The following is an 18,620-nucleotide window of genomic DNA, read 5'->3' as shown; positions in this document are numbered from 1 at the left end:
TAACGGCGCGGCAATGACAACTGGCCAGATCCGGGCGGACGCGATGACAGAAGTATCCATCGTGATCCCGATGAAGAATGAGGTCGGGAACGTCGCGGCGCTGGTGACGGATATCGCCGCCGCCTGCGCGGCCGGCCCCGCCTTCGAGATCATCGTGGTCGATGACGGGTCCACCGATGGCACGGGCGAGGCTGTGGCCCGCCTTGCCGCCACCCTCCCCAACCTGCGCCTGCTGCGGCACCCCGTCTCTGGCGGCCAATCGGCCGCGGTGCATTCGGGCGTGCTGGCGGCCCGCGGCGCGATCTGCTGCACGCTGGATGGCGACGGCCAGAACCCGCCCTCGGAACTTCCCGGCCTGATGGCCCCGCTGCTGGCCGATGGCACCGGCCGCCTCGGCCTCGTTGCCGGGCAGCGCGTGGCACGGCAGGATACATGGTCGAAGAAACTCGCCTCCCGCGCCGCCAACCGCCTGCGCGCCGCAATGCTCAAGGACGGAACCCGCGACACCGGCTGCGGGCTCAAGGCCTTCCGGCGCGAGGCGTTTCTGGCGCTGCCCTATTTCAACCACATGCACCGCTACCTGCCGGCGCTGTTCCGGCGCGACGGCTGGGACATCGCCCATGTCGATGTCAGCCACCGCAACCGGCAGGCGGGCAGCTCCAACTACTCCAACCTGCAGCGCGCGCTGGTCGGCGCCTATGACCTGATCGGCGTCGCCTGGCTGATCCGCCGCCGCAAGACCGCGCGGCCCACCGAGGTCACGCTGCCGGGGGCGGGCGCATGACCGAAGCCGTCTTCTCCTTCCTGCATGTGCAAAGCTGGACAGAGTTCTGGTGGGTCATCATCGGCCTCGTCGGGCAGCTCCTGTTCACCGGCCGCTTCCTCGTGCAATGGCTCGCGTCAGAGAAGGCCCGCAAGTCCGTCGTGCCGGTGGCTTTCTGGTGGTTCTCCATCGGCGGCGGGCTGATCCTTCTGGCCTATGCACTCTACCGCAAGGACCCGGTCTTCATCCTCGGCCAGTCGATGGGCCTCTTCATCTACGTCCGCAACCTGTGGCTGATCCGGGCAGAGCGTCGTGCGGCCTGACACTTCGGCCGGCTGGCTGGGCCCGGCGCTCGTCGCGCTCACCGTCCTCACAGCCGCCCGCATCCTGTCCCTCGCCCTCACCCCGATGGACCTGTTCGTGGACGAGGCGCAATACTGGCTCTGGGGTCAGGACCTCGCCTTCGGCTACTACTCCAAACCCCCGCTCATCGCCTGGCTGATCCGCGCCGTCACCGATCTCGCCGGCTCCGACGCGCCCTTCTGGGTGCGCCTGCCCGGCCCCCTCCTCCACATGGCCACCGCCCTCCTCCTCGGCGCCATCGCCGCCCGGCTCTGGTCGCCCCGCGCCGCGCTCTTCACCGCGCTCGCCTATGCCACCCTGCCAATGGTCGGCGTCGCCTCGCTGCTGATCTCGACCGACAGCGTGATGTTCCCCTTCCTCGCCGCCGCCCTGCTGCTGTGGCTGCAAACGGCCGAACGCCCCCGCGCCACCACAGCAATCGCCGCAGGCCTCTGCCTCGGCCTCGCCATCCTCGCCAAATACGCAGCCATATATTTCCTGATCGGCGCCGTCCTCGCCCCGCTGCTCTCCCCCGCCGCACGCGTGAAACCGGCCCTCGCGCTGCTCGCCCTCCTCGCCTTCGCCGCCACCGTCGCGCCGAACATCCTGTGGAACATGGCCAACGGCTTCTCGACGCTGGAACACACGCTCGACAATGCCGACTGGGTCCGCGACCCCGCCGCGCGGATAGAGCTGTCGCTGGCCGGCCCCGCCGCCTTCCTCGCCGCGCAATTCGCCGTCTTCGGCCCGGTGCTGTTCGGCGGACTCTGCGCGCTGACCGTCTCCACCCTCCGCCGCCGCACCGGCGCGCCAGTCCCTTTGCTGCTGGCCTTCACCCTGCCCGCGCTCGCCGTCGTCACCGTGCAGGCCTTCCTGTCCGATGCCTATGCCAACTGGGCCGCCTCCGCCTACCTCGCCGGCACGCTCGCCGTGGTGCCGTGGCTGCTGGCCCGCGCCCGCGCCTGGCTGGGCATCTCCTTCGCGGTCAACGGTGCGCTCTGCCTCGCCCTGCCCCTCGCCGCGATCTTCGCCGACCGGCTGACCTTGGGCGACCCCGACGACCTCCTCCTCGCCCGCCAGATCGGCCAGTCAGAGCTCTCGCACCAGATCATCGCCGAGGCGCAATCCGAAAACCTGCAAACCGTCGTCGCCCGCAACCGCGACATCCTCGCCGACCTCTTCTACACCGGCCGCGAGGCAGGCCTCACCTACCGGGCAGAGCCGCAACCCGGCCGCCCCCAGCATCACTACGCGCTGAAATTCCCGCTGGAGCCGGGCCTGCCGGGCGACGTGCTGCTGGTCAGCATGGACGGCGCACCCGACTGCGCCGCCGCCCCGCTGCAAACCATCACCCCCGCCCGCGGCACATGGCAAGGCAAGACCATCACCCTCTGGCGCGTGCCCGCCAACTGCTGGGGTTAGGGCTCCACCCCACCCAGCTCGCAGACCATCTTCCATTCCGCGTCCGTCACCGGCTGCACCGACAGCCGCATCGACGTGACCAGCGCCATATCCTTCAGCCGCGGATCCGCCTTCACCTCGGCCAGCGTCACCGGCCGGGCCAGAGGCCGCACTGCCCGGATATCCACGCAGTCCCAGCGCGCATCCTCGGTGGTGCTGTCCGGATGGCTCTCGGCACAGACCTCGACGATCCCGACGATCTCTTTCCCGATGTTCGAATGGTAGAAGAACCCCAGATCGCCGATCTTCATGGCGCGCATGTGGTTGCGGGCCTGATAGTTCCGCACCCCGCCCCATTCCTCGCCCACGTCACCCTTGGCAACCTGCGCGTCCCAGCCCCAGACATCGGGCTCCGATTTGAACAGCCAGTAGGCCATCAGCCGATCACCCGCTTCCACTCGGTCACGCTCACGCTCTCGAACAACCCGGCATGGGCATAGGGATCGCCCGCCGCCCACTCCTGCGCCGCCTCAAGGTCCGGCTGCTCCACCACCACCAAAGACCCGCACATCTCGCCATTCTCCAGGAACGGCCCGGCGAGCACCACCGGAGTGGATTTCAGATAAGCCACATGGCTGTCCCGCGTATCCAGCCGGGTTTGCAGATGGCCGGGCTTGTCGCGGCAGATCACGGCATAAAGCATCAGGTCATTCCTTCTTCAGGGGACGGGACAGCAGGGCCTCGGCGGCCTCTGCCACGGTAATCTTGTGCTGGCACAGCGCCGTGACCATATCGGCCAGCGGCATCTCCACCCCGCGCTGCGCCGCAAGCTTCGACACGGCGGCGGCAGTCGCCACACCCTCCACGGTCACGGCCGGGTCGAAGCCCTCGCCGCGCCCCAGCGCCTGCCCCAGCCGGAAGTTGCGCGACTGGGCCGAGGTGCAGGTCAGCACCAGATCGCCCAGCCCCGACAGCCCGGCCAGCGTTTCCGCCCGCGCGCCCAGCGCCAGCGCCAGCCGGCTCATCTCGGCAAAGCCGCGCGTCACCAGCGCCGCCCGCGCCGATTCGCCAAGCCCCGCCCCGATCACCACGCCCGCGGCAATGGCGATCACATTCTTCAGCGCCCCGCCCAGCTCCGCCCCCAGCGGGTCGGCGGAAAGGTAGATCCGCAGCGTCGGTGCCGACAGCTCCCCCTGCAACCGCGCCCCCAGCGCCGCATCGGCACAAGCCAGCGTCAGCGCCGTCGGCAGCCCCCGCGCGATATCGGCGGCAAAGCTCGGCCCGGTCAGGATCGCCGGCGCCAGCCCCGGGCAGGTCCGCGCGATCAGCCCCGTCGGCCCCTCCAGCGTGGCAAGGTCGATGCCCTTGGAACAGGCGACCAGCGCCCGCCCCGACAGGCTCGCGCAATGCGCGCCCAGCGCCCCCGCCATCTGCTGCATCGGCATCGCCAGCAGCACCGTCTTTGCGTCCGCGAAATCCTCCAGCTTGGCAGAGACCGTCACCCCCTCCGGCAGCTCCACCCCCGGCAACCTCCGGTCATTGCTCCGGCTCGCCACCATCGCCGCCGCATGATCTGCATCGCGGGCCCATAGCCCCACGCTCTGCCCGCCCCGCGCCAACGCCAACGCCAGCGCCGTCCCGAACGCGCCCGCGCCCATCACAGCGATCATGCCTTGGCCCCCCGCTTGCCCGCGCCCAGCATCGGCGCCGCGTGCTGGTCCAGCGGCCAGCGCGGCCGCGCCGCAAGGTCCATTCCGTCGCGCGCCCCGATCCGGAACCGCTCGATCCCCGCCCAGGCGATCATCGCCGCGTTGTCGGTACACAGCCGCAGCGGCGGCGCCAGGAACCGCGCGCCCGCCTCGTCGCACACCCGCTCCAGCGCCGCGCGGATCACCGAATTGGCCGCAACACCGCCCGCGACGGCCAGAACCGGCGCGTATTCCTGACCATTCTGGTTTGCATATGACATGTGCATGGGTTCTGCATGGTTTCCATACGCCTCGCCCAGCAGCTTCAGCGCCCGCCGCGACTTCTCGGCCAGCACATCCGAAACCGCCGCCTGAAACCCCGCGCAGAGGTCCGCCCGGTCCTGCCGCGTCAGCCCGCCCTTCTCGGCCATCGCCGCATCCCGAGCCCGCAACAGCGCGGTTTTCAGCCCCGAAAAGCTCATGTCACAGCCCGGACGGTCCAGCAGCGGCCGCGGAAAAGGAATGCGCTTGGCATCCCCATTCCGCGCCTCCGCCTCCACCGAAGGCCCGCCCGGCTGCGGCAGCCCCAGCAATTTCGCTGTCTTGTCAAAGGCTTCACCGGGGGCGTCGTCAATGGTGCCACCGAGCCGCGTAAACTCCTCCGGCCCGCGCACGATCAGGAACTGGCAATGCCCGCCCGACACCAGCAGCATGAGGTACGGAAACGCCAAACCATCCGTCAGCCGAGGCGTCAGCGCATGTCCCGCCAGATGGTTCACCCCCACCAGCGGCAACCCCGCCCCCGCCGCCAGCCCCTTGGCACACATGACCCCGGCCATGACCCCGCCAATCAGCCCCGGCCCGGCTGTCACCGCAATTCCGTCCATGTTTTCAAGGGCTAAACCCGCCTGATCCAGCGCTTCTTCCACGCACAGATCCAGCTTCTCCACATGCGCCCGCGCCGCCAGTTCCGGCACCACCCCGCCAAAATCGGCATGCAAAGCCACCTGCCCGGCCACCACCGAAGACAGGATTTCCGCGCGGCCATCCCGCAGCCGCACCACCGCCGCCGCGGTATCGTCGCAGCTGCTTTCCAGCCCCAGAAAGGTGATCGTCTCGCCCATCGCACCAACCGTTGCGGGAACCCCTTGCCGCAGGTAACACCCGTAGGGCATCCACACAATCCCGGGGGCACCGATGGCCCAGCCGACCCTGCTGCTGACCCGCCCCGCCCCGCAATCCCAGCGGTTCGCGGCAGAGTTTGCGGAACGCTTTCCGGGCGTGCCGGTGCTGATCTCGCCCCTGATGCAAATTGTAAATCTGCCGCTTTCACAGGATGTTGCGGGCGTGGACGCCCTCATCCTCACCTCCGAAAACGCCGTCTCCGCCCTCGCCCCGCAAACCGCCCTCCGCCTCCCCGCCTGGTGTGTCGGCTCCCGCACCGCCGCCGCCGCCCGTGCGGCAGGCTTTCCGGTGGCAGGCGTGGCCGAGGACGCCGCCAGCCTAACCAACCTCCTGAAAACCCACGCCCAAGGCACCAACCTCCTCCATGCCCGAGGCCGCCACGTCGTCGCGGACCTTCCTACTGCGCTGGCCCCCGCCGGAATTACCGTCGCTGAAGCAATGGCTTACGACCAAACCGCCTGCCCCCTGACCGAGCAAGCCCGCGCCCTCCTCACCCGCCCCGGCCCGGTTCTGGCACCCCTCTTCTCCCCCCGCTCCGCCCGCCTTCTGGCCGAGGCCGCCCCTCCCCACCGCCTCCACATCGCCGCAATCAGCCCCGCCGTCGCCCAAGCTGCGGAACCACTCGCCCCGCTGCGGCTTGAGCTTGCGGCCCGCCCCGACGCCGGCGCCCTGCTGGATGCCCTGGGGCGGCTGATTGCCACCCTGCAGCAAACGCCGCCGCACGGCGCTTGAGGCATCCCGGGTGCGCCGCTAAGGTGTTGGCAGGACCGCCCCGAGATAAGGATGCTGCCCGGTGAAAACGCCCCGCAAGACCAGCCCGCAGACGGATGCCGACGCCAAGACCGAAGCCCCGACGCCAGACCCGGTCGCACCGCAGGATCCGCTGATCTTGGGCCCGGAAATGGGCACGCCGACAGAGCCGGAAGGCGACGCCCCCGACCTGCGCAACGACCCGCTGACAGAGCCAATGGAGACGCCCGAGCCGGAGGCCGAAGCCCCCGATCTGCGCAGCGACCCGCTGCCCGGGCCCTTCGAGCCCGTCCCCGAACCCCAGCCGGATTTTGTCCTGCCCCCGCCGGTTCTGGATACGGTTGACCCGGAGCCGAAGCCGGTGGCTGAACCCATTTCCACGAAATCCGACCCGGAGGCCGCCCCCGAATCCCGCCGCCGCGGCGGGTTCTTCCCGGCCCTGCTGGGAGGCGTGATCGCGGCCGGCCTCGGTGCCGGGGCCGCACTCTATCTGCTGCCGGAAGGCTGGCAGCCGGCCGGCCCCTCGGCCGAAGAGATTGCCCGCGATGAGGCGACCCAAACACAGCTCGCCGCCCTGACGGCCGAGATCGAAGCGCTGAAATCCGCCCCGGCCCCCGAGCCCGACACCTCGCTGGTGGAAACGACCGAGGCTCTGTCCCGCGACCTCGCCGCCGCGAATGACGCGCAGGCCGAGGCACTTACGCGACTTCAAGACATCGAAACCCGGCTCGAAAGCCTCGAATCCGGCACCGGCTTTGGCGGCAGCACCGGTGGCGTCGAACCCGGCACCGTCGATGCCGTGCGCGCCGAGATGGAGGCGATGCGCCAACTGATCGAAGAACAGCGCGGCGCGCAGCAGGAGGTGGCCGCAGCAGCAGCCTCTGCCGAGGAACGCCTCGCCGCCGCCGAGGCCGAGGCCGCCCGCCTCGCGTCAGAGGCGGAAGCCGCCGCCACCGCCGCCCAGTCCCGCGCCGCGCTGTCACACCTGCGGGCCGCGCTGGAAAGCGGCGCGCCGCTGGCACCGGTGATCGAAAACCTGAGCGCCGCGGGCCTGACCGTGCCCGAGGCACTGACCACATTGCCCGATGGCGTGCCAACGCTCGGCAGCCTGCAGGACAGCTTCCCCGAAGCTGCCCGCGCCGCGCTGGCCGCCTCCCTCCCCGTCACCGCCGGCACCGGCACCTGGGACCGCGTCGGCGCCTTCCTGCAGGCGCAGACGGGGGCCCGTAGCCTCGGCCCCCGTGAGGGCACAGATCCCGACGCCGTCCTCTCCCGCGCCGAAGCCGCGCTGACCGCTGGCGACCTGCCCGGCACGCTGGCAGAGCTTGAAGGGCTGCCTGCCGAGGGCCGCGCCGAGACTGCCGCATGGGAGGCGCAGGCCGCATCCCGCATCGCCGCGACCGGGGCGGCCGACGCCCTCGCCGCAGACATCCAGTGAGGGGGCGCGTATGATCTGGTCTTTCGTCAAGGTCGCGCTGTTTGTCGCCGCCATCGCCGCGCTGACGCTCGGCGCCACCTGGCTGTCCGACAGCGGCGAGGGCATCCGCGTCGCCGTCGCCGGGATGGAATTCACCCTTGGCGCGCTGCAGGCGGCGATTGCCGCAGTGGTGCTGATCCTGGCGGTCTGGCTGTTCCTGAAGGTACTGGGGTTTATTGTCGCCGTGCTGAAATTCCTCAGCGGCGATGAAACCGCGATCAGCCGCTATTTCGACCGCAACCGCGAGCGCAAGGGCTATGAGGCGCTGGCCGAGGGGATGATGGCGCTGGCCTCGGGCGAGGGGAAGCTGGCCCAGACCCGCGCGCATCGTGCCGAGCGTCTGCTGCACCGGCCCGAGTTGACCAACCTGATTTCGGCGCAGGCCGCCGAGATGCAGGGCGACCGCAAGCGCGCCATCGAGATCTACAAGCGGCTTCTGTCCGACGACCGTACCCGCTTTGCCGGGGTGCGCGGGCTGATGCACCAGAAGCTGGCCGAGGGCGATACCGAAACCGCGCTGCGGCTGGCCGAGAAGGCCTTCGAGATGAAGCCCCGGCATGAAGAGGTGCAGGATATTCTGCTGCGCCTGCAAACGGAATCGGGCAACTGGGCCGGCGCGCGCACCACGCTGGGGGCAGAGGCACGGCAGGGCCGCTTGCCGCGCGACGTGCACAAGCGCCGCGACGCGCTGCTGGCGCTGCAGGAGGCGAAGGACGTGTTCGCCGATGGCCACAGCATCGAAGCGCGCGAGGCGGCGATTGCCGCCAACAAGGCCTCGCCCGACCTGATCCCCGCCGCGGTAATGGCGGCGCGCAGCTATATCGCGAAGGGCGAGCCCAAAAGCGCGCTGCGGGTGCTGCGCAAGGCCTGGGAGGTGCAGCCGCATCCCGACCTCGCCGCAGCCTTCGCCGGGATGGTGCCCGAGGAATCGCCGATCGACCGGCTGGCGCGGTTCGAGACGCTGTTCAAGGCCAACCCCGGCGCCGAGGAAACGGTGCTGACCCGCACCGAGCTGCTGATCGCCGCGGAAGACTTCCCCGGCGCGCGGCGGGTGATGGGCGATCTGGCCGAGCGTCACCCCACCGCCCGCACGCTGACGCTGATGGCCGCCATCGCCCGCGGCGAGGGCGCCGACGAGGCAGAGGTGCGCGGCTGGCTGACGCGGGCGGTGTCCGCGAGCCGCGGCCCGCAATGGATCTGCGACAAGTGCCAGACCGTCGCCGCCGACTGGTCGCCGGTCTGCGGCGCCTGCGGCGGGTTCGACACGCTCAGCTGGCGCGAAGCGCCCGATACCCCGCCCTTGCCGCATGGGGCGGAAATGCTGCCGCTGATCGTGGGCCGCCCCGCGCCGGTGCAGGAGGAGGTGGAGACGCCGCCCCCGCCGCGCGAGCCGGTGGACGTGACGCCGCCCGAACCGGAACCGGGGCCTCAGCCGGCCCCGCCCGCGGAACCCGAAGAGGCAGATCCCTTCGCCGAACCCCCATCGGTCGCGGCGGCCCGCGGCTACAAAACCTGACCCAAGCCTGACACGAAAAGAAGGGAGCGGAGCCTGCAGGCCCCGCTCCCTTTTCTTTGCGCGTCACGGATGGGGCGAGGTCAGACCCCGCGCCAAGGTCAGTCCACCGCGCCGCGGCTCAGCGAGGCGGGGGTGACCATCTTGCGCTGCCAGAAGAACAGCGCCGCCGCCACCGCCAGCCCGATCCCATCGGTCAGCCAGCCGCCATCGGTCATCGCCAGCGCCGCTGCCAGCAACAGGACCCGCGGGATGACCCCGATGCGGCCGAAGAAGTAGCCGATCACCGCCGCCGACAGCAGGAACATGCCCAGCATCGCCGAGACGAAGACATGGGCAATGTCGGCCCATTCGCCCTGCATCAGCAGCTCATGCGACGAGAAGAACATGAACGGCACGATGAACGCCGCCAACCCCAGCTTGAACGCCTCGACCGAGGTTTTCATGGGGTCAGAGCCCGCCAAGGCCGCCCCGGCATAGGCAGCCAAGGCCACAGGTGGCGTGATCGCCGACATCACCGCATAGTAGAAGACGAAGAAGTGCGCGACCAGAACCGGCACCCCCAGCTGCACCAGACCCGGTGCAACCACCGCCGCCGCCACCGCATAGGCCGCTGTCGTCGGCATCCCCATGCCAAGGATGATGGCGATGCACATCGCAAAGAACATCGCCAGCAGCTGGCTTTGGTCCGCAATCGACAGCAGCAGCGCCGAGAAGCGGGCGCCAACCCCGGTCAGCGCGATGACGCCGACGATGATACCGGCCGCCGCACAGACCGCGACCATCTGCACCGACATCTTCGCGCCAAGGTCCAGCGCCTGGAACACCTGCTTGGGGCCCATCTTGAACGGGGTCAGCCAGCTGACCATCGCCGCCGAGGCCATGCCGAGCGTGCCGGCGCGGATCACCGAATAGCCAGCGAACAGCGTATAGATCAGGATGATGATCGGCAAGAACAGATAGACCTGACGGATCAGCACGCTGAACTTCGGCAGCTCCGACCGCGGCAGGCCCTTCATGTCCAGCTTCAGCGCCTGCAGGTCGACCATGAAATAGACCGAGATGAAGTACAGCACCGCCGGGATGATCGCCGCGATCACGATGTCGGTGTAGGGGATGCCGGTCACCTCGGCCATGATGAACGCGCCCGCGCCCATGATCGGCGGCAGGATCTGCCCGCCCGAGGACGCCGTCGCCTCGATGGCCGCAGCGGATTTGGGCGCATAGCCCACCTTCTTCATCAGCGGGATGGTCAGCGATCCGGTGGACACCACGTTGCCCGCCGAAGTGCCGTTGATCATCCCCATCAGACCCGAGGCGAAGACCGCCACCTTGGCCGGGCCGCCGCGGGTCTGGCCGGCGCAGGCAAAGGCGAAGTTCACGAAGTAATCGCCTACTTTCGAGGCCTGCAGGAAGGCCGCGAAGACGATGAACAGGATGATATAGGTCGAGGATACCGCAATAGGGTCACCCAAGATGCCCTGATCGGTGAAGATATAGGTGAAGAAGCGCTTCGCGTCATAGCCGCGATGCGCGAGGAAGCCGGGCAGCCAGGGGCCAAGGAACGAATAGGCGATGAACACGCCGACGATCACCACCAGCGCCAGCCCCGTCAGCCGCCGCGTCAGCTCGAGGATCAGGATCACCCCGGCGAGGGCGGCATAAAGGTCTGCCGGTTGTGCCAGCGAGGTGCCGGCCCGCAGGCGCAGCGCGCCTACCACGAACAGGATGTAGCCCGCCACGGTGATCGAGGCGAGACACAGCAGCCAGTCGCCCAGATAGACACGGCTGCGGTCGCGCGGCGACCAGATCCAGCCCGCAACTACGGCCAGCACGGTGCCCGCCACCAGCGGCAGCCCGTGGCTTTGCAGCACGAACGGCGCCGGGGCGGCAACGCCCGCAACCCACCAGCCCGCCCAGGCAAAGGCCACCATCGCAAAGCCGTAGCCGACACCAAGCGCGGCCAGACCCAGTACCGCCATTTCCACGATCCCGCGGGGCGGGGCCATGCCCTCTTCGGGCACCGCCTTCTGCACCAGCGCCGAATAGGCGAGGAAGCCGATTACCAGCCCGCCGGACAGGTGCATCATCCGGTAGGTCCAGGTTTCCAGCGGATAGGCGTTCATCACGAAGATGTGGAACGCAGTGTAAAGCGCGCAGATCACCGCGATCACCAGACCAAGCTGGTTCGTGGCTTCGCGCTGGTTGCTGGCCAGCGGCTCGTCATCGACGCCCTTGGCAATGACGGGCGATGCGTCCTGCGGCAGGGCAGAGGGGTGTGACATGGGTCTCTCCAAAACGTCGGATGGCGCAGGACGGCGCCGGTTGACTGGAAAAGGGGGGTTCAGACTTTTGGGGTCAGGCTTCAGGCCGCCCTGGCCGCAGAGGCGGCGGCCCCGCATGGGAACCGCCGCCCCGCATTCTCACCGCGGCACGGGCCGCAGCAGCGCAGGTCAGCCGCGCAGTTCGTCCGGGATCGCGATGCCCGCTTCGTCGAAGTACTTCACGGCGCCCGGATGGAACGGCAGGAAGCTGTTCTTGTCGGCATTGGCCGGAATGGTTTCCGCCGCCGTGGCGTGGATCTGCATCATCGACTCGTTGTTCTCCATCACCATCTTGGTGATTTCGTAGGCGAGGCTCTCGGGCATGTCGGCGGTGGCAACGGCGAAGTTCCACATGGCGACGGTGCCGTGGCCTTCGGGGAAACCCTGATACATGCCGCCCGGCACGTCGAAGGCCGCCACTTCCGGCATCGCTTCCAGGATCTGGGCGCGCTGCTCTTCGGTAAAGCCGAAGATGTTCACCTCGTTCTCGGCGGCGATCTGCGCGAAGGCCGAGATCGGCACCCCGGCAGCAAAGGCGAAGGAGTCGATCAGACCGTCCTTCACCTGCCCGGTCGCGTCATTGGCGCCCGAGAAGCTGACGTCAGGCGACACGCCCAGAACCTCGAAGAAGCGCGGCCAGTAGGCAGCGGCGGTGCCGCCGGCCGGGCCGACAGAAACGCGCTTGCCGTCCATGCCGGCAACATCGGTGATGCCCGAAGACTTCAGCGCCACCGCTTCGAACGGGGTCTGATACATCGGGAACAGCGCCCGCATGTTCTTGTGCTCCAGCCCTGGCGCAAGCTCGCTCTTGCCGACCCAGGCTTCATAGGCGGGGCCCATGGTCAGCAGGGCGATCTGGTGATCGCCGGTCTCGACCAAAGTCGCGTTCTGGGTCGGGCCGCCCGTGACTTCGGCCGAGGTGTTGATGCCCAGCTTCTGGGTCATCAGACCGGCAAGGCCGGTGCCGTAGATGAAGTAGGTGCCACCCTGGCTCGCGGTGCCGATGGTCAGGCTCGAGGGCCAGTCGGCCCGGTCCTGCGCGACGGCGCCGGAAACGGACAGGGCGAGGCTTGCCGCAGCGGCGGCAGCAGTAAGAATGCGCATGGATTTCCTCCCAATGCTTCTGTGGCAGGTCGCACAGGAGGCCCCGGCGACCAGACAGACGGAGGAAGCCTGCCTCAGCCGCGCCGCGCAACACCCGTGGAGCCATTCCGTTAACGAAACCCTGCTCTGCACTGCGGCAATGGGTGGATTTCGTTACATCGGCATAAGGACGCGGGTGGAAATCCTCCCATGCGCCCGTTACTCTTCGCCGCTGTCCTCGGGATGCACCCCGAACTGGGCCTTGTCGATGCCGTGTTTTTGCATTTTCTCATACAGTGTCTTGCGCGACAGGCCGAGCGATTCATAGACCGGCTTCAGCCGCCCGCCATAGGCCGCCAGCGCCGCCACGATCGCCTCACGCTCAAACCCCGTCACCCGGTCGGCAAGCCGCTGCGAGGCGAGGGGGCGGTCCGCCGGCTGCAAGGCGATGCCAAGCGCATGGCGGTCGGCGGCATTGCGCAACTCCCGCACATTGCCGGGCCAGTCGCGGCGGGCAATCTCTTCCAGCAGCTGCGGCGGCACCGGCACCGGGTCACGCCGGTGGCGCGAGGCGGCTTCTTGCACCAGCTTGATGAACAGCAACTGCACATCCTCGCGCCGCGCCGACAGCGGCGGCACCGTCAGCGTGACCACATTCAGCCGATACAGCAGGTCGGCCCGGAACCGCCCCGCCGCCACTTCCCCCTCCAGCGGGCTGCGCGAGGTAGCGATGAAGCGCACATCCAGGGGGCGGATCTCATGCGAGCCAAGGCGGGTGATGACCCTGTCCTGCACCACGCGCAGGAACTTGCCCTGCAGGTCGATGGGCATCGACCCGATCTCATCGAGCAGGATTGTGCCCCCCTGCGCATGTTCGAACTTGCCAAAGCGCGGGCGCAGCGCGCCGGGGAAGGCCCCGGCCTCATGCCCGAACAGCTCTGATTCAATCAGGTTGGCGGGCAGCGCGGCGCAGTCGATGGCGATGAAGGACTTGTTGGCCCGCGGCGACTGGTCGTGCAGCGCCCGCGCCACCACCTCCTTGCCCGACCCGGTTTCGCCGATGATCAGCACATCGGCATCGGTCGGGCCGATGGTGCGGATCCGGCGGCGCAGGTCGACCATCGGGTTGGTGCGCCCCACCAGCCGGGTTTCCAGATCATCGACCTGCCCCGCCGCAGCGCGCAGCACCCGGTTTTCCAGCACCACCCGCCGGTAGGCCAGCGCCCGCGCAGTGATCTCGGCCAGTTGCGAGCCGTCGAAGGGTTTTTCCACAAAGTCATGCGCGCCCTCGCGCATCGCCCGCACCGCAAGCTGCACATCGCCGTGCCCGGTGACCAGGATGACCGGGATTTCCGGGTCGATATCATGGATCCGCCGCATCAGGCTGAGGCCATCCATGCCCGGCATCCGAATGTCGGTGATGACGATGCCACGAAAGCCGAAGCTGACCAGATCCAGCGCCGGCTGCACGCTGGTGAAGGATTCCACGTCAAACCCCGCCAGATCCAGCGTCTGGCTGGTGGACAGCAGCATATCGGCCTCGTCATCGACCAGAAGGATCCGCCCGCCGTTCATGCCTCGCCCATATCCTCGTCACTGTCTTCTGCAGACAAGATGCCCGCGGCAGGGACCGGCAGGGTGATCTCGAAGCAGGCACCGCCACCTGCAGCGCCAGTTACACGAAGATCACCCCCGAAGTCCTTGACGATATTGTAGGAAATCGAAAGCCCCAGACCAAGCCCCCGCCCGACGCCCTTGGTGGTGAAGAACGGATCGAAAATCCGCTCCGCCAGCCCCGGCGCCACGCCCGGACCGTTGTCAGTGACGGTGATCCTGACGCGCTCGCCCTCGGCACCCGCCGCGATCAGCACCCGCCCACCCTCGCGCCCCTCCAGCGAGTCGATGGCGTTGGACACCAGGTTCACCAGCACCTGCTGCAGCCGCACCGCGCCGCCCTGCACCCTCAGCGGCGCGGGGCCCAGATCCGCCTCCAGCACCACTTCCGTGCCGCGCAGCCGCCAGTCGATCACCTCGCGCGCATCGGCCCAGACCTGATGCACATCGACGGCGCCGAGGTGGCTGTTCGGCTTGCGGGCGAAGTTGCGCAAGGTGCGGCTGATCCCGCTCATCCGTTCGGCAAGCCCCAGTATACGCCCGATATTCTCCCGTGCTTCGGGCACGCGGCCGCGGTCGATATAGGCCAGCGCATTGTCGGCAAAGTTGCGCAGCGCCCCCAGCGGCTGGTTGAACTCATGCGACAGTGCCGCCGACATCTGGCCAAGGGCCGCCAGCTTGCCCGACTGGATCAGCCGACTGTGGGTGCGGCGCAGCTCTGCCTCTGTCGCCCGCCGCTCGGCCACCTCGCCGCGCAGCCGCGTGTTCAGCTCATCAAGCTCGCGCGTGCGCTCGGCCACCCGCTGTTCCAGCTGCGCCTGCGCCTCGCGCTGCATCTCCAGCCGCTCGCGCATCCGGCCCCGGCGCTGCAGATAGACCGCCAGCCCCAGCGTCGCCAGCGCCACCGCCAGCAGCGCGGTCAGCGTGCTGGTCCAGGCCTGCGCGCGGGCCGAAGCGGTGTCCATCAGCACGTTCACCGTCCAGCCTGCAAGCGGCATCTGTTCGGACAGCACCATGAACTCGCGGCTGCCCTCCGCCTCGGTCAGGCGCAGCAGCTCATGTCCCTGGAATTGCCCCGCCGGAGTCAACGGCAGCGGCGTCAGCGGGTTTCCGTCATAGCGCCTGGTCGCGGCGACCTCGGAAAGCATCGCCTCGGGCAGTGGCGCAAGGGTGCCAAAATGCCAGGCGCGGCGGCTGGCCATGAACACGATCCCCTGCGGATCGGTCACGATGATCTCGTAATCTGCGGCGCGCCAGGAATCCTCCAGCGCATCCACGTCGATCTTCAGCGCGACCACGCCGAGGATCTCGCTCTCGCGGCGGATCGGCGCACCGAAATAGTAGCCGCGCTTGCGCGAGGTGGTGCCAAGCGCGAAGAACCGGCCCTCGCCCCCTGCCAGCGCCTCGGTGAAATAGGGCCGGTAGCCGAAGTTCTGGCCGTTGAACGGCGCCGGCTGGTTGAAATTGCTGGCCGCAACGGTGCGGCCATCGGGGCGCATCACGTAGATGTCCGAAGAGCCCATCAGGCGGTTCACATCATGCAGATAGCGGTTGGCCACATCGATGCTTCGCGCCGGGGCCGCCAATTCGACAGCTTCGGCGATCCGCGCCTGCTGCGCGAGCAACTGCGGCAATCGCTCGAACCGCGCCAGCTCGCCCCGCAGGCCCGCCACCGCCAGCCGCAGCGTGTTCTGGGCGCGGCTCTCGGCTTCCTCCAGCGCCAGCCGCACCAGCCGCTCGCGCCCCGGCACCACGACAACAGCAGCCAGCAGCACAGCCAACAGCAGCAGCGCGCCCCAGCGGGGCAGCCGCAGGGGTCGAAGGGCGGCAGGCGCAAGGCGGGTTGGCAGATCGACCATGTCCCTTGATAGCGCATTGCTGCGGACTTGTGCAGACGCCAGCGTGGGCCGATGCGGAAACGCTTGCATCCGCCCGGCCCCGCAGACATGGCTATGCCATGACCGACACCGCACATGACGCATTCCCCACCCTGCCCGCCCTTGGCTGGTCCGACTTCTTCAGCGATCAGCTGGCGGAAGGTGAGGCCGCGCTTGCCCCGCAGCGCATCGCCACCGTCCACCGCGCGAGGATGACCGCGATTGGCGCGGCCGGCGCGGTCAAGCTGCGCCTGCCCCCCAAGCTCAACACCGGCGATTTTGCGGTGGGCGACTGGGTCCTGGCCGAGCCCGAAACCCATCTGCTGATCCGCCGGCTGGACCGCAAGGCCCTGCTGCAGCGCCATACCGAGGGCGCCCGCGTCCCGCAGCTGATCGCCGCCAATGTCGACACGCTGTTCATCGTCACCTCCTGCAACGCCGATTTCAACCCGGCGCGGCTGGAGCGCTATCTGGCCCTGTGCAACGAGGCCGGCACCCGCCCGGTGATCCTGCTGACAAAGGCCGATCAGGTCGACGACCCCGCACCCTTCCAGCAGCAGGCCGCGGCCCTGCAACGCGGACTGGACGTGGTGACGCTGAACGCCAAAAGCCCCGAGGCGGCAACGATCCTCGCGCCCTGGTGCGGCCCGGGGCAGACCGTGGCGCTGGTCGGCTCATCCGGCGTCGGCAAGTCCACCTTGCTGAACATCCTCGCCGACAAGGCGCCGGAGGATGAACAGGAAACCGGCGATATCCGCGAGGATGATGCGAAGGGCCGCCACACCACCACCTCGCGGTCCCTGCACGGGATCAAGGGCGGCGGCTGGGTCATCGACACGCCCGGAATGCGCACGCTGCATGTCAGCGACGTGGCGGCGGGGCTGGAGACGCTGTTCGCCGAGATCACCGAACTGGCCCCGAACTGCCGCTTCCGCGACTGCACCCACGGGCACGAGCCCGGCTGCGCCGTTCAGGCCGCGGTGAAGGCCGGAACGCTGGACCCGGCCCGCCTCGACCGCTGGCGCAAGCTGGTCGAGGAGAACCGCGACAACACGCCGGTGGAGACGGGGCCGCGGGGGAACCGGACGGTGGTTCCGCGGGGCAAGAAGTGGTGAGGGCGAATGGCGGACGGGGCAGGGCACGCTGCGCGTCCTCACCTCTGAAAATCGCCGTTCAACCCCCCGGGGGGCGGTTAAGCGCAGCAAACGTTGACCGTTGATCGCTCGTGTTCCGGGTCAAGCCAGACCCCGCCGCCTGAGACGCAGGCTGCACGCGGATAGAGGACGTCTGGCCCAGTCGGCGCTGCCAGTTCGGGGGTCCGCGCAATAATCGCGCAGGGGGGTGGCAGGACCCTAGACAAAAGCGGCCCGCGCGTTTAAAGGTCGCGCCGCGCTGCCCCAGTAGCACAGCTGGTAGTGCGCCTCATTCGTAATGAGGAGGTCGGGGGTTCGAGTCCCTCCTGGGGCACCATTTCAAACCGCAGAGACCGGGCCTACTCTCGCTGCGAGGCGCAGATGTCTTGGCTTTTGGCGCACAACGCCGTTGGGGTGCGTTTCACGGCACGGGAACAGCCCCCTCAGAGGCACTGGCTCAGTCCCCGTCGCGCAGCGCGTTCATCACCCGCACCAGCTCAGCACTGATCCCGGGTTCCGACAGTGCGTGCCCCGCCGCGGGCACCATTCGCAGATCGGCGCGGCCCCAGCCCTCGGCCAGCTTCCAGGCAGACACCGGCGGGCAGATCATGTCGTAACGGCCCTGCACGATGGTGGCGGGGATATGCTCGATCCGCGGACGCTGGCGCAGGATCTGGCCGTCTTCCTCCAGAAAGGCCGAGTTGCGGAAGTAATGGTTCTCCAGCCGGGCAAAGGCGCGGGCATAGTCGGGCGGGGCCTCGCCAATCGGCAGGGCATGGTCCACCGTCGCCAGCGCGTTTTCCCAATGCGCCCAGATGCGGGCATGGCGCGCCTCGGTGGTGTAATCACCGCAGAACAGCCGCCGATTGTAAGCCGCGATCAGGTCGCCGCGCTCATCCTCGGGGATCGGGCGCAGGAACTCGGCCCAGAGATCGGGCCAGAACGCCCCCGCACCGCCGCCATAGAACCAGTCCAGCTCTGCCTGCGTCGCCAGGAACACCCCGCGCAGCACCAGATGCGCCACCCGGTCCGGATGCGCCTGCGCATAGATCAGCGCCAGCGTCGCGCCCCAGCTGCCGCCGAACACGATCCAGCGGTCGATGCCAAGCGCCTCGCGGATCCGCTCGATATCGGCGACCAGATGCCAGGTTGTGTTGGCCGCAACCTCGGCATGGGGGCGCGAACGCCCGCAGCCCCGCTGGTCGAACAGCACCATGCGATAGGTGTCCGGATCGAAATATCGCCGCATCGCCGGCGAGCATCCGCCCCCCGGCCCGCCATGCAGCACGACCACGGGCAGGCCCTGCGAATGCCCGCATTGCTCTACATAAAGCCGGTGGCCATCGCCCACCTCCAGCATCCGCTGATCGAACGGATCAGCCGGCGGATAGAGATAGGCGCCGGGCGCGCGCTTTTGACCTGCGGTTCTGTCCATGATCGCACTATATAACGCAAAACGACTGCCCGCTA

At 68.7% G+C, this 18,620-nt stretch carries 16 protein-coding genes and 1 tRNA gene; 8 read left to right on the top strand and 9 right to left on the bottom strand.

Features of this window, described 5'->3' with window-relative positions; all coding sequences use genetic code 11:
• Nucleotides 1-43: 43 nt before the first annotated feature.
• From Q8S30_RS03560 to Q8S30_RS03550, 3 genes are read left to right on the top strand one after another with little or no spacing between them, the layout of a single operon-like run.
• Complete coding sequence (locus tag Q8S30_RS03560; RefSeq protein WP_305664660.1) at nucleotides 44-784, top strand: glycosyltransferase family 2 protein; 741 nt, start codon at nucleotides 44-46, stop codon at nucleotides 782-784.
• The gene (locus tag Q8S30_RS03555; protein WP_305664659.1) at nucleotides 781-1,086 is read left to right on the top strand and encodes a lipid-A-disaccharide synthase N-terminal domain-containing protein; all 306 of its coding nucleotides are present in this window, start codon (nucleotides 781-783) and stop codon (nucleotides 1,084-1,086) included. Before Q8S30_RS03560 ends, Q8S30_RS03555 begins: the two co-directional genes overlap by 4 nt.
• Nucleotides 1,076-2,527 carry a glycosyltransferase family 39 protein gene (locus Q8S30_RS03550; protein WP_305664658.1) on the top strand — a complete coding sequence of 484 codons (1,452 nt, stop codon included), beginning with the start codon at nucleotides 1,076-1,078 and terminating at the stop codon, nucleotides 2,525-2,527. The genes Q8S30_RS03555 and Q8S30_RS03550 overlap by 11 nt, the downstream gene beginning before the upstream one ends.
• Here Q8S30_RS03550 and Q8S30_RS03545 read toward each other — a convergent pair.
• From Q8S30_RS03545 to tsaD, 4 genes are read right to left on the bottom strand one after another with little or no spacing between them, the layout of a single operon-like run.
• Nucleotides 2,524-2,943: an EVE domain-containing protein gene (locus tag Q8S30_RS03545; RefSeq protein ID WP_305664657.1), complete on the bottom strand. Its 420-nt coding sequence runs from the start codon at nucleotides 2,941-2,943 to the stop codon at nucleotides 2,524-2,526. The genes Q8S30_RS03550 and Q8S30_RS03545 overlap by 4 nt on opposite strands.
• Complete coding sequence (locus tag Q8S30_RS03540) at nucleotides 2,943-3,209, bottom strand: YciI family protein (RefSeq protein ID WP_305664656.1); 267 nt, start codon at nucleotides 3,207-3,209, stop codon at nucleotides 2,943-2,945. Before Q8S30_RS03540 ends, Q8S30_RS03545 begins: the two co-directional genes overlap by 1 nt.
• Nucleotides 3,210-3,213: 4 nt before the next feature.
• A complete protein-coding gene (locus Q8S30_RS03535) occupies nucleotides 3,214-4,176 on the bottom strand; it encodes an NAD(P)H-dependent glycerol-3-phosphate dehydrogenase (protein ID WP_305664655.1) in 963 nt (320 codons plus the stop codon).
• Complete coding sequence (tsaD, locus tag Q8S30_RS03530) at nucleotides 4,173-5,318, bottom strand: tRNA (adenosine(37)-N6)-threonylcarbamoyltransferase complex transferase subunit TsaD (RefSeq protein ID WP_305664654.1); 1,146 nt, start codon at nucleotides 5,316-5,318, stop codon at nucleotides 4,173-4,175. The genes Q8S30_RS03535 and tsaD overlap by 4 nt, the downstream gene beginning before the upstream one ends.
• A 73-nt stretch (nucleotides 5,319-5,391) precedes the next feature.
• Between tsaD and Q8S30_RS03525 the strand changes: the two genes are divergently transcribed.
• The 3 genes from Q8S30_RS03525 (at nucleotide 5,392) to Q8S30_RS03515 (ending at nucleotide 9,122) form a co-directional block, all read left to right on the top strand.
• Complete coding sequence (locus tag Q8S30_RS03525) at nucleotides 5,392-6,111, top strand: uroporphyrinogen-III synthase (protein ID WP_305664653.1); 720 nt, start codon at nucleotides 5,392-5,394, stop codon at nucleotides 6,109-6,111.
• Between the two features lie 61 nt (nucleotides 6,112-6,172).
• Nucleotides 6,173-7,567: a hypothetical protein gene (locus Q8S30_RS03520; RefSeq protein WP_305664652.1), complete on the top strand. Its 1,395-nt coding sequence runs from the start codon at nucleotides 6,173-6,175 to the stop codon at nucleotides 7,565-7,567.
• 10 nt (nucleotides 7,568-7,577) lie between these two features.
• Nucleotides 7,578-9,122, top strand: coding sequence for a heme biosynthesis protein HemY (locus Q8S30_RS03515; protein WP_305664651.1), 1,545 nt, complete (start codon nucleotides 7,578-7,580; stop codon nucleotides 9,120-9,122).
• 98 nt (nucleotides 9,123-9,220) lie between these two features.
• Here Q8S30_RS03515 and Q8S30_RS03510 read toward each other — a convergent pair whose 3' ends face one another.
• From Q8S30_RS03510 to Q8S30_RS03495, 4 genes are all read right to left on the bottom strand, one after another.
• Nucleotides 9,221-11,404, bottom strand: a complete 2,184-nt coding sequence (locus Q8S30_RS03510) for a TRAP transporter permease (RefSeq protein WP_305664650.1) — start codon at nucleotides 11,402-11,404, stop codon at nucleotides 9,221-9,223.
• Nucleotides 11,405-11,572: 168 nt separating this feature from the next.
• Nucleotides 11,573-12,547, bottom strand: coding sequence for a TAXI family TRAP transporter solute-binding subunit (locus Q8S30_RS03505; RefSeq protein ID WP_305664649.1), 975 nt, complete (start codon nucleotides 12,545-12,547; stop codon nucleotides 11,573-11,575).
• A 198-nt stretch (nucleotides 12,548-12,745) separates the two neighbouring features.
• Nucleotides 12,746-14,101: a sigma-54 dependent transcriptional regulator gene (locus Q8S30_RS03500; protein WP_305664648.1), complete on the bottom strand. Its 1,356-nt coding sequence runs from the start codon at nucleotides 14,099-14,101 to the stop codon at nucleotides 12,746-12,748.
• Entirely contained in the window at nucleotides 14,098-15,999 is a 1,902-nt protein-coding gene (locus Q8S30_RS03495; RefSeq protein WP_305664647.1) for an ATP-binding protein, read from the bottom strand. Before Q8S30_RS03495 ends, Q8S30_RS03500 begins: the two co-directional genes overlap by 4 nt.
• A gap of 98 nt (nucleotides 16,000-16,097) precedes the next feature.
• Between Q8S30_RS03495 and rsgA the strand changes: the two genes are divergently transcribed.
• The gene (gene rsgA / locus Q8S30_RS03490) at nucleotides 16,098-17,132 is read left to right on the top strand and encodes a ribosome small subunit-dependent GTPase A (RefSeq protein ID WP_305664646.1); all 1,035 of its coding nucleotides are present in this window, start codon (nucleotides 16,098-16,100) and stop codon (nucleotides 17,130-17,132) included.
• A gap of 279 nt (nucleotides 17,133-17,411) precedes the next feature.
• Nucleotides 17,412-17,487, top strand: a tRNA-Thr gene (locus tag Q8S30_RS03485).
• A 120-nt stretch (nucleotides 17,488-17,607) separates the two neighbouring features.
• Here the strand turns inward: Q8S30_RS03485 and pip are convergent.
• On the bottom strand, nucleotides 17,608-18,585 hold the full coding sequence (gene pip, locus Q8S30_RS03480) for a prolyl aminopeptidase (protein WP_305664645.1): 978 nt from the start codon (nucleotides 18,583-18,585) through the stop codon (nucleotides 17,608-17,610).
• Between the last annotated feature and the right edge of the window lie 35 nt (nucleotides 18,586-18,620).

This window comes from Frigidibacter sp. (assembly GCF_030695035.1).
Classification (GTDB): Bacteria; Pseudomonadota; Alphaproteobacteria; order Rhodobacterales; family Rhodobacteraceae; genus Frigidibacter.
The sequence above is the reverse complement of the archived record's forward strand: the minus strand, read 5'-3'. Positions and strand labels throughout refer to the sequence as shown.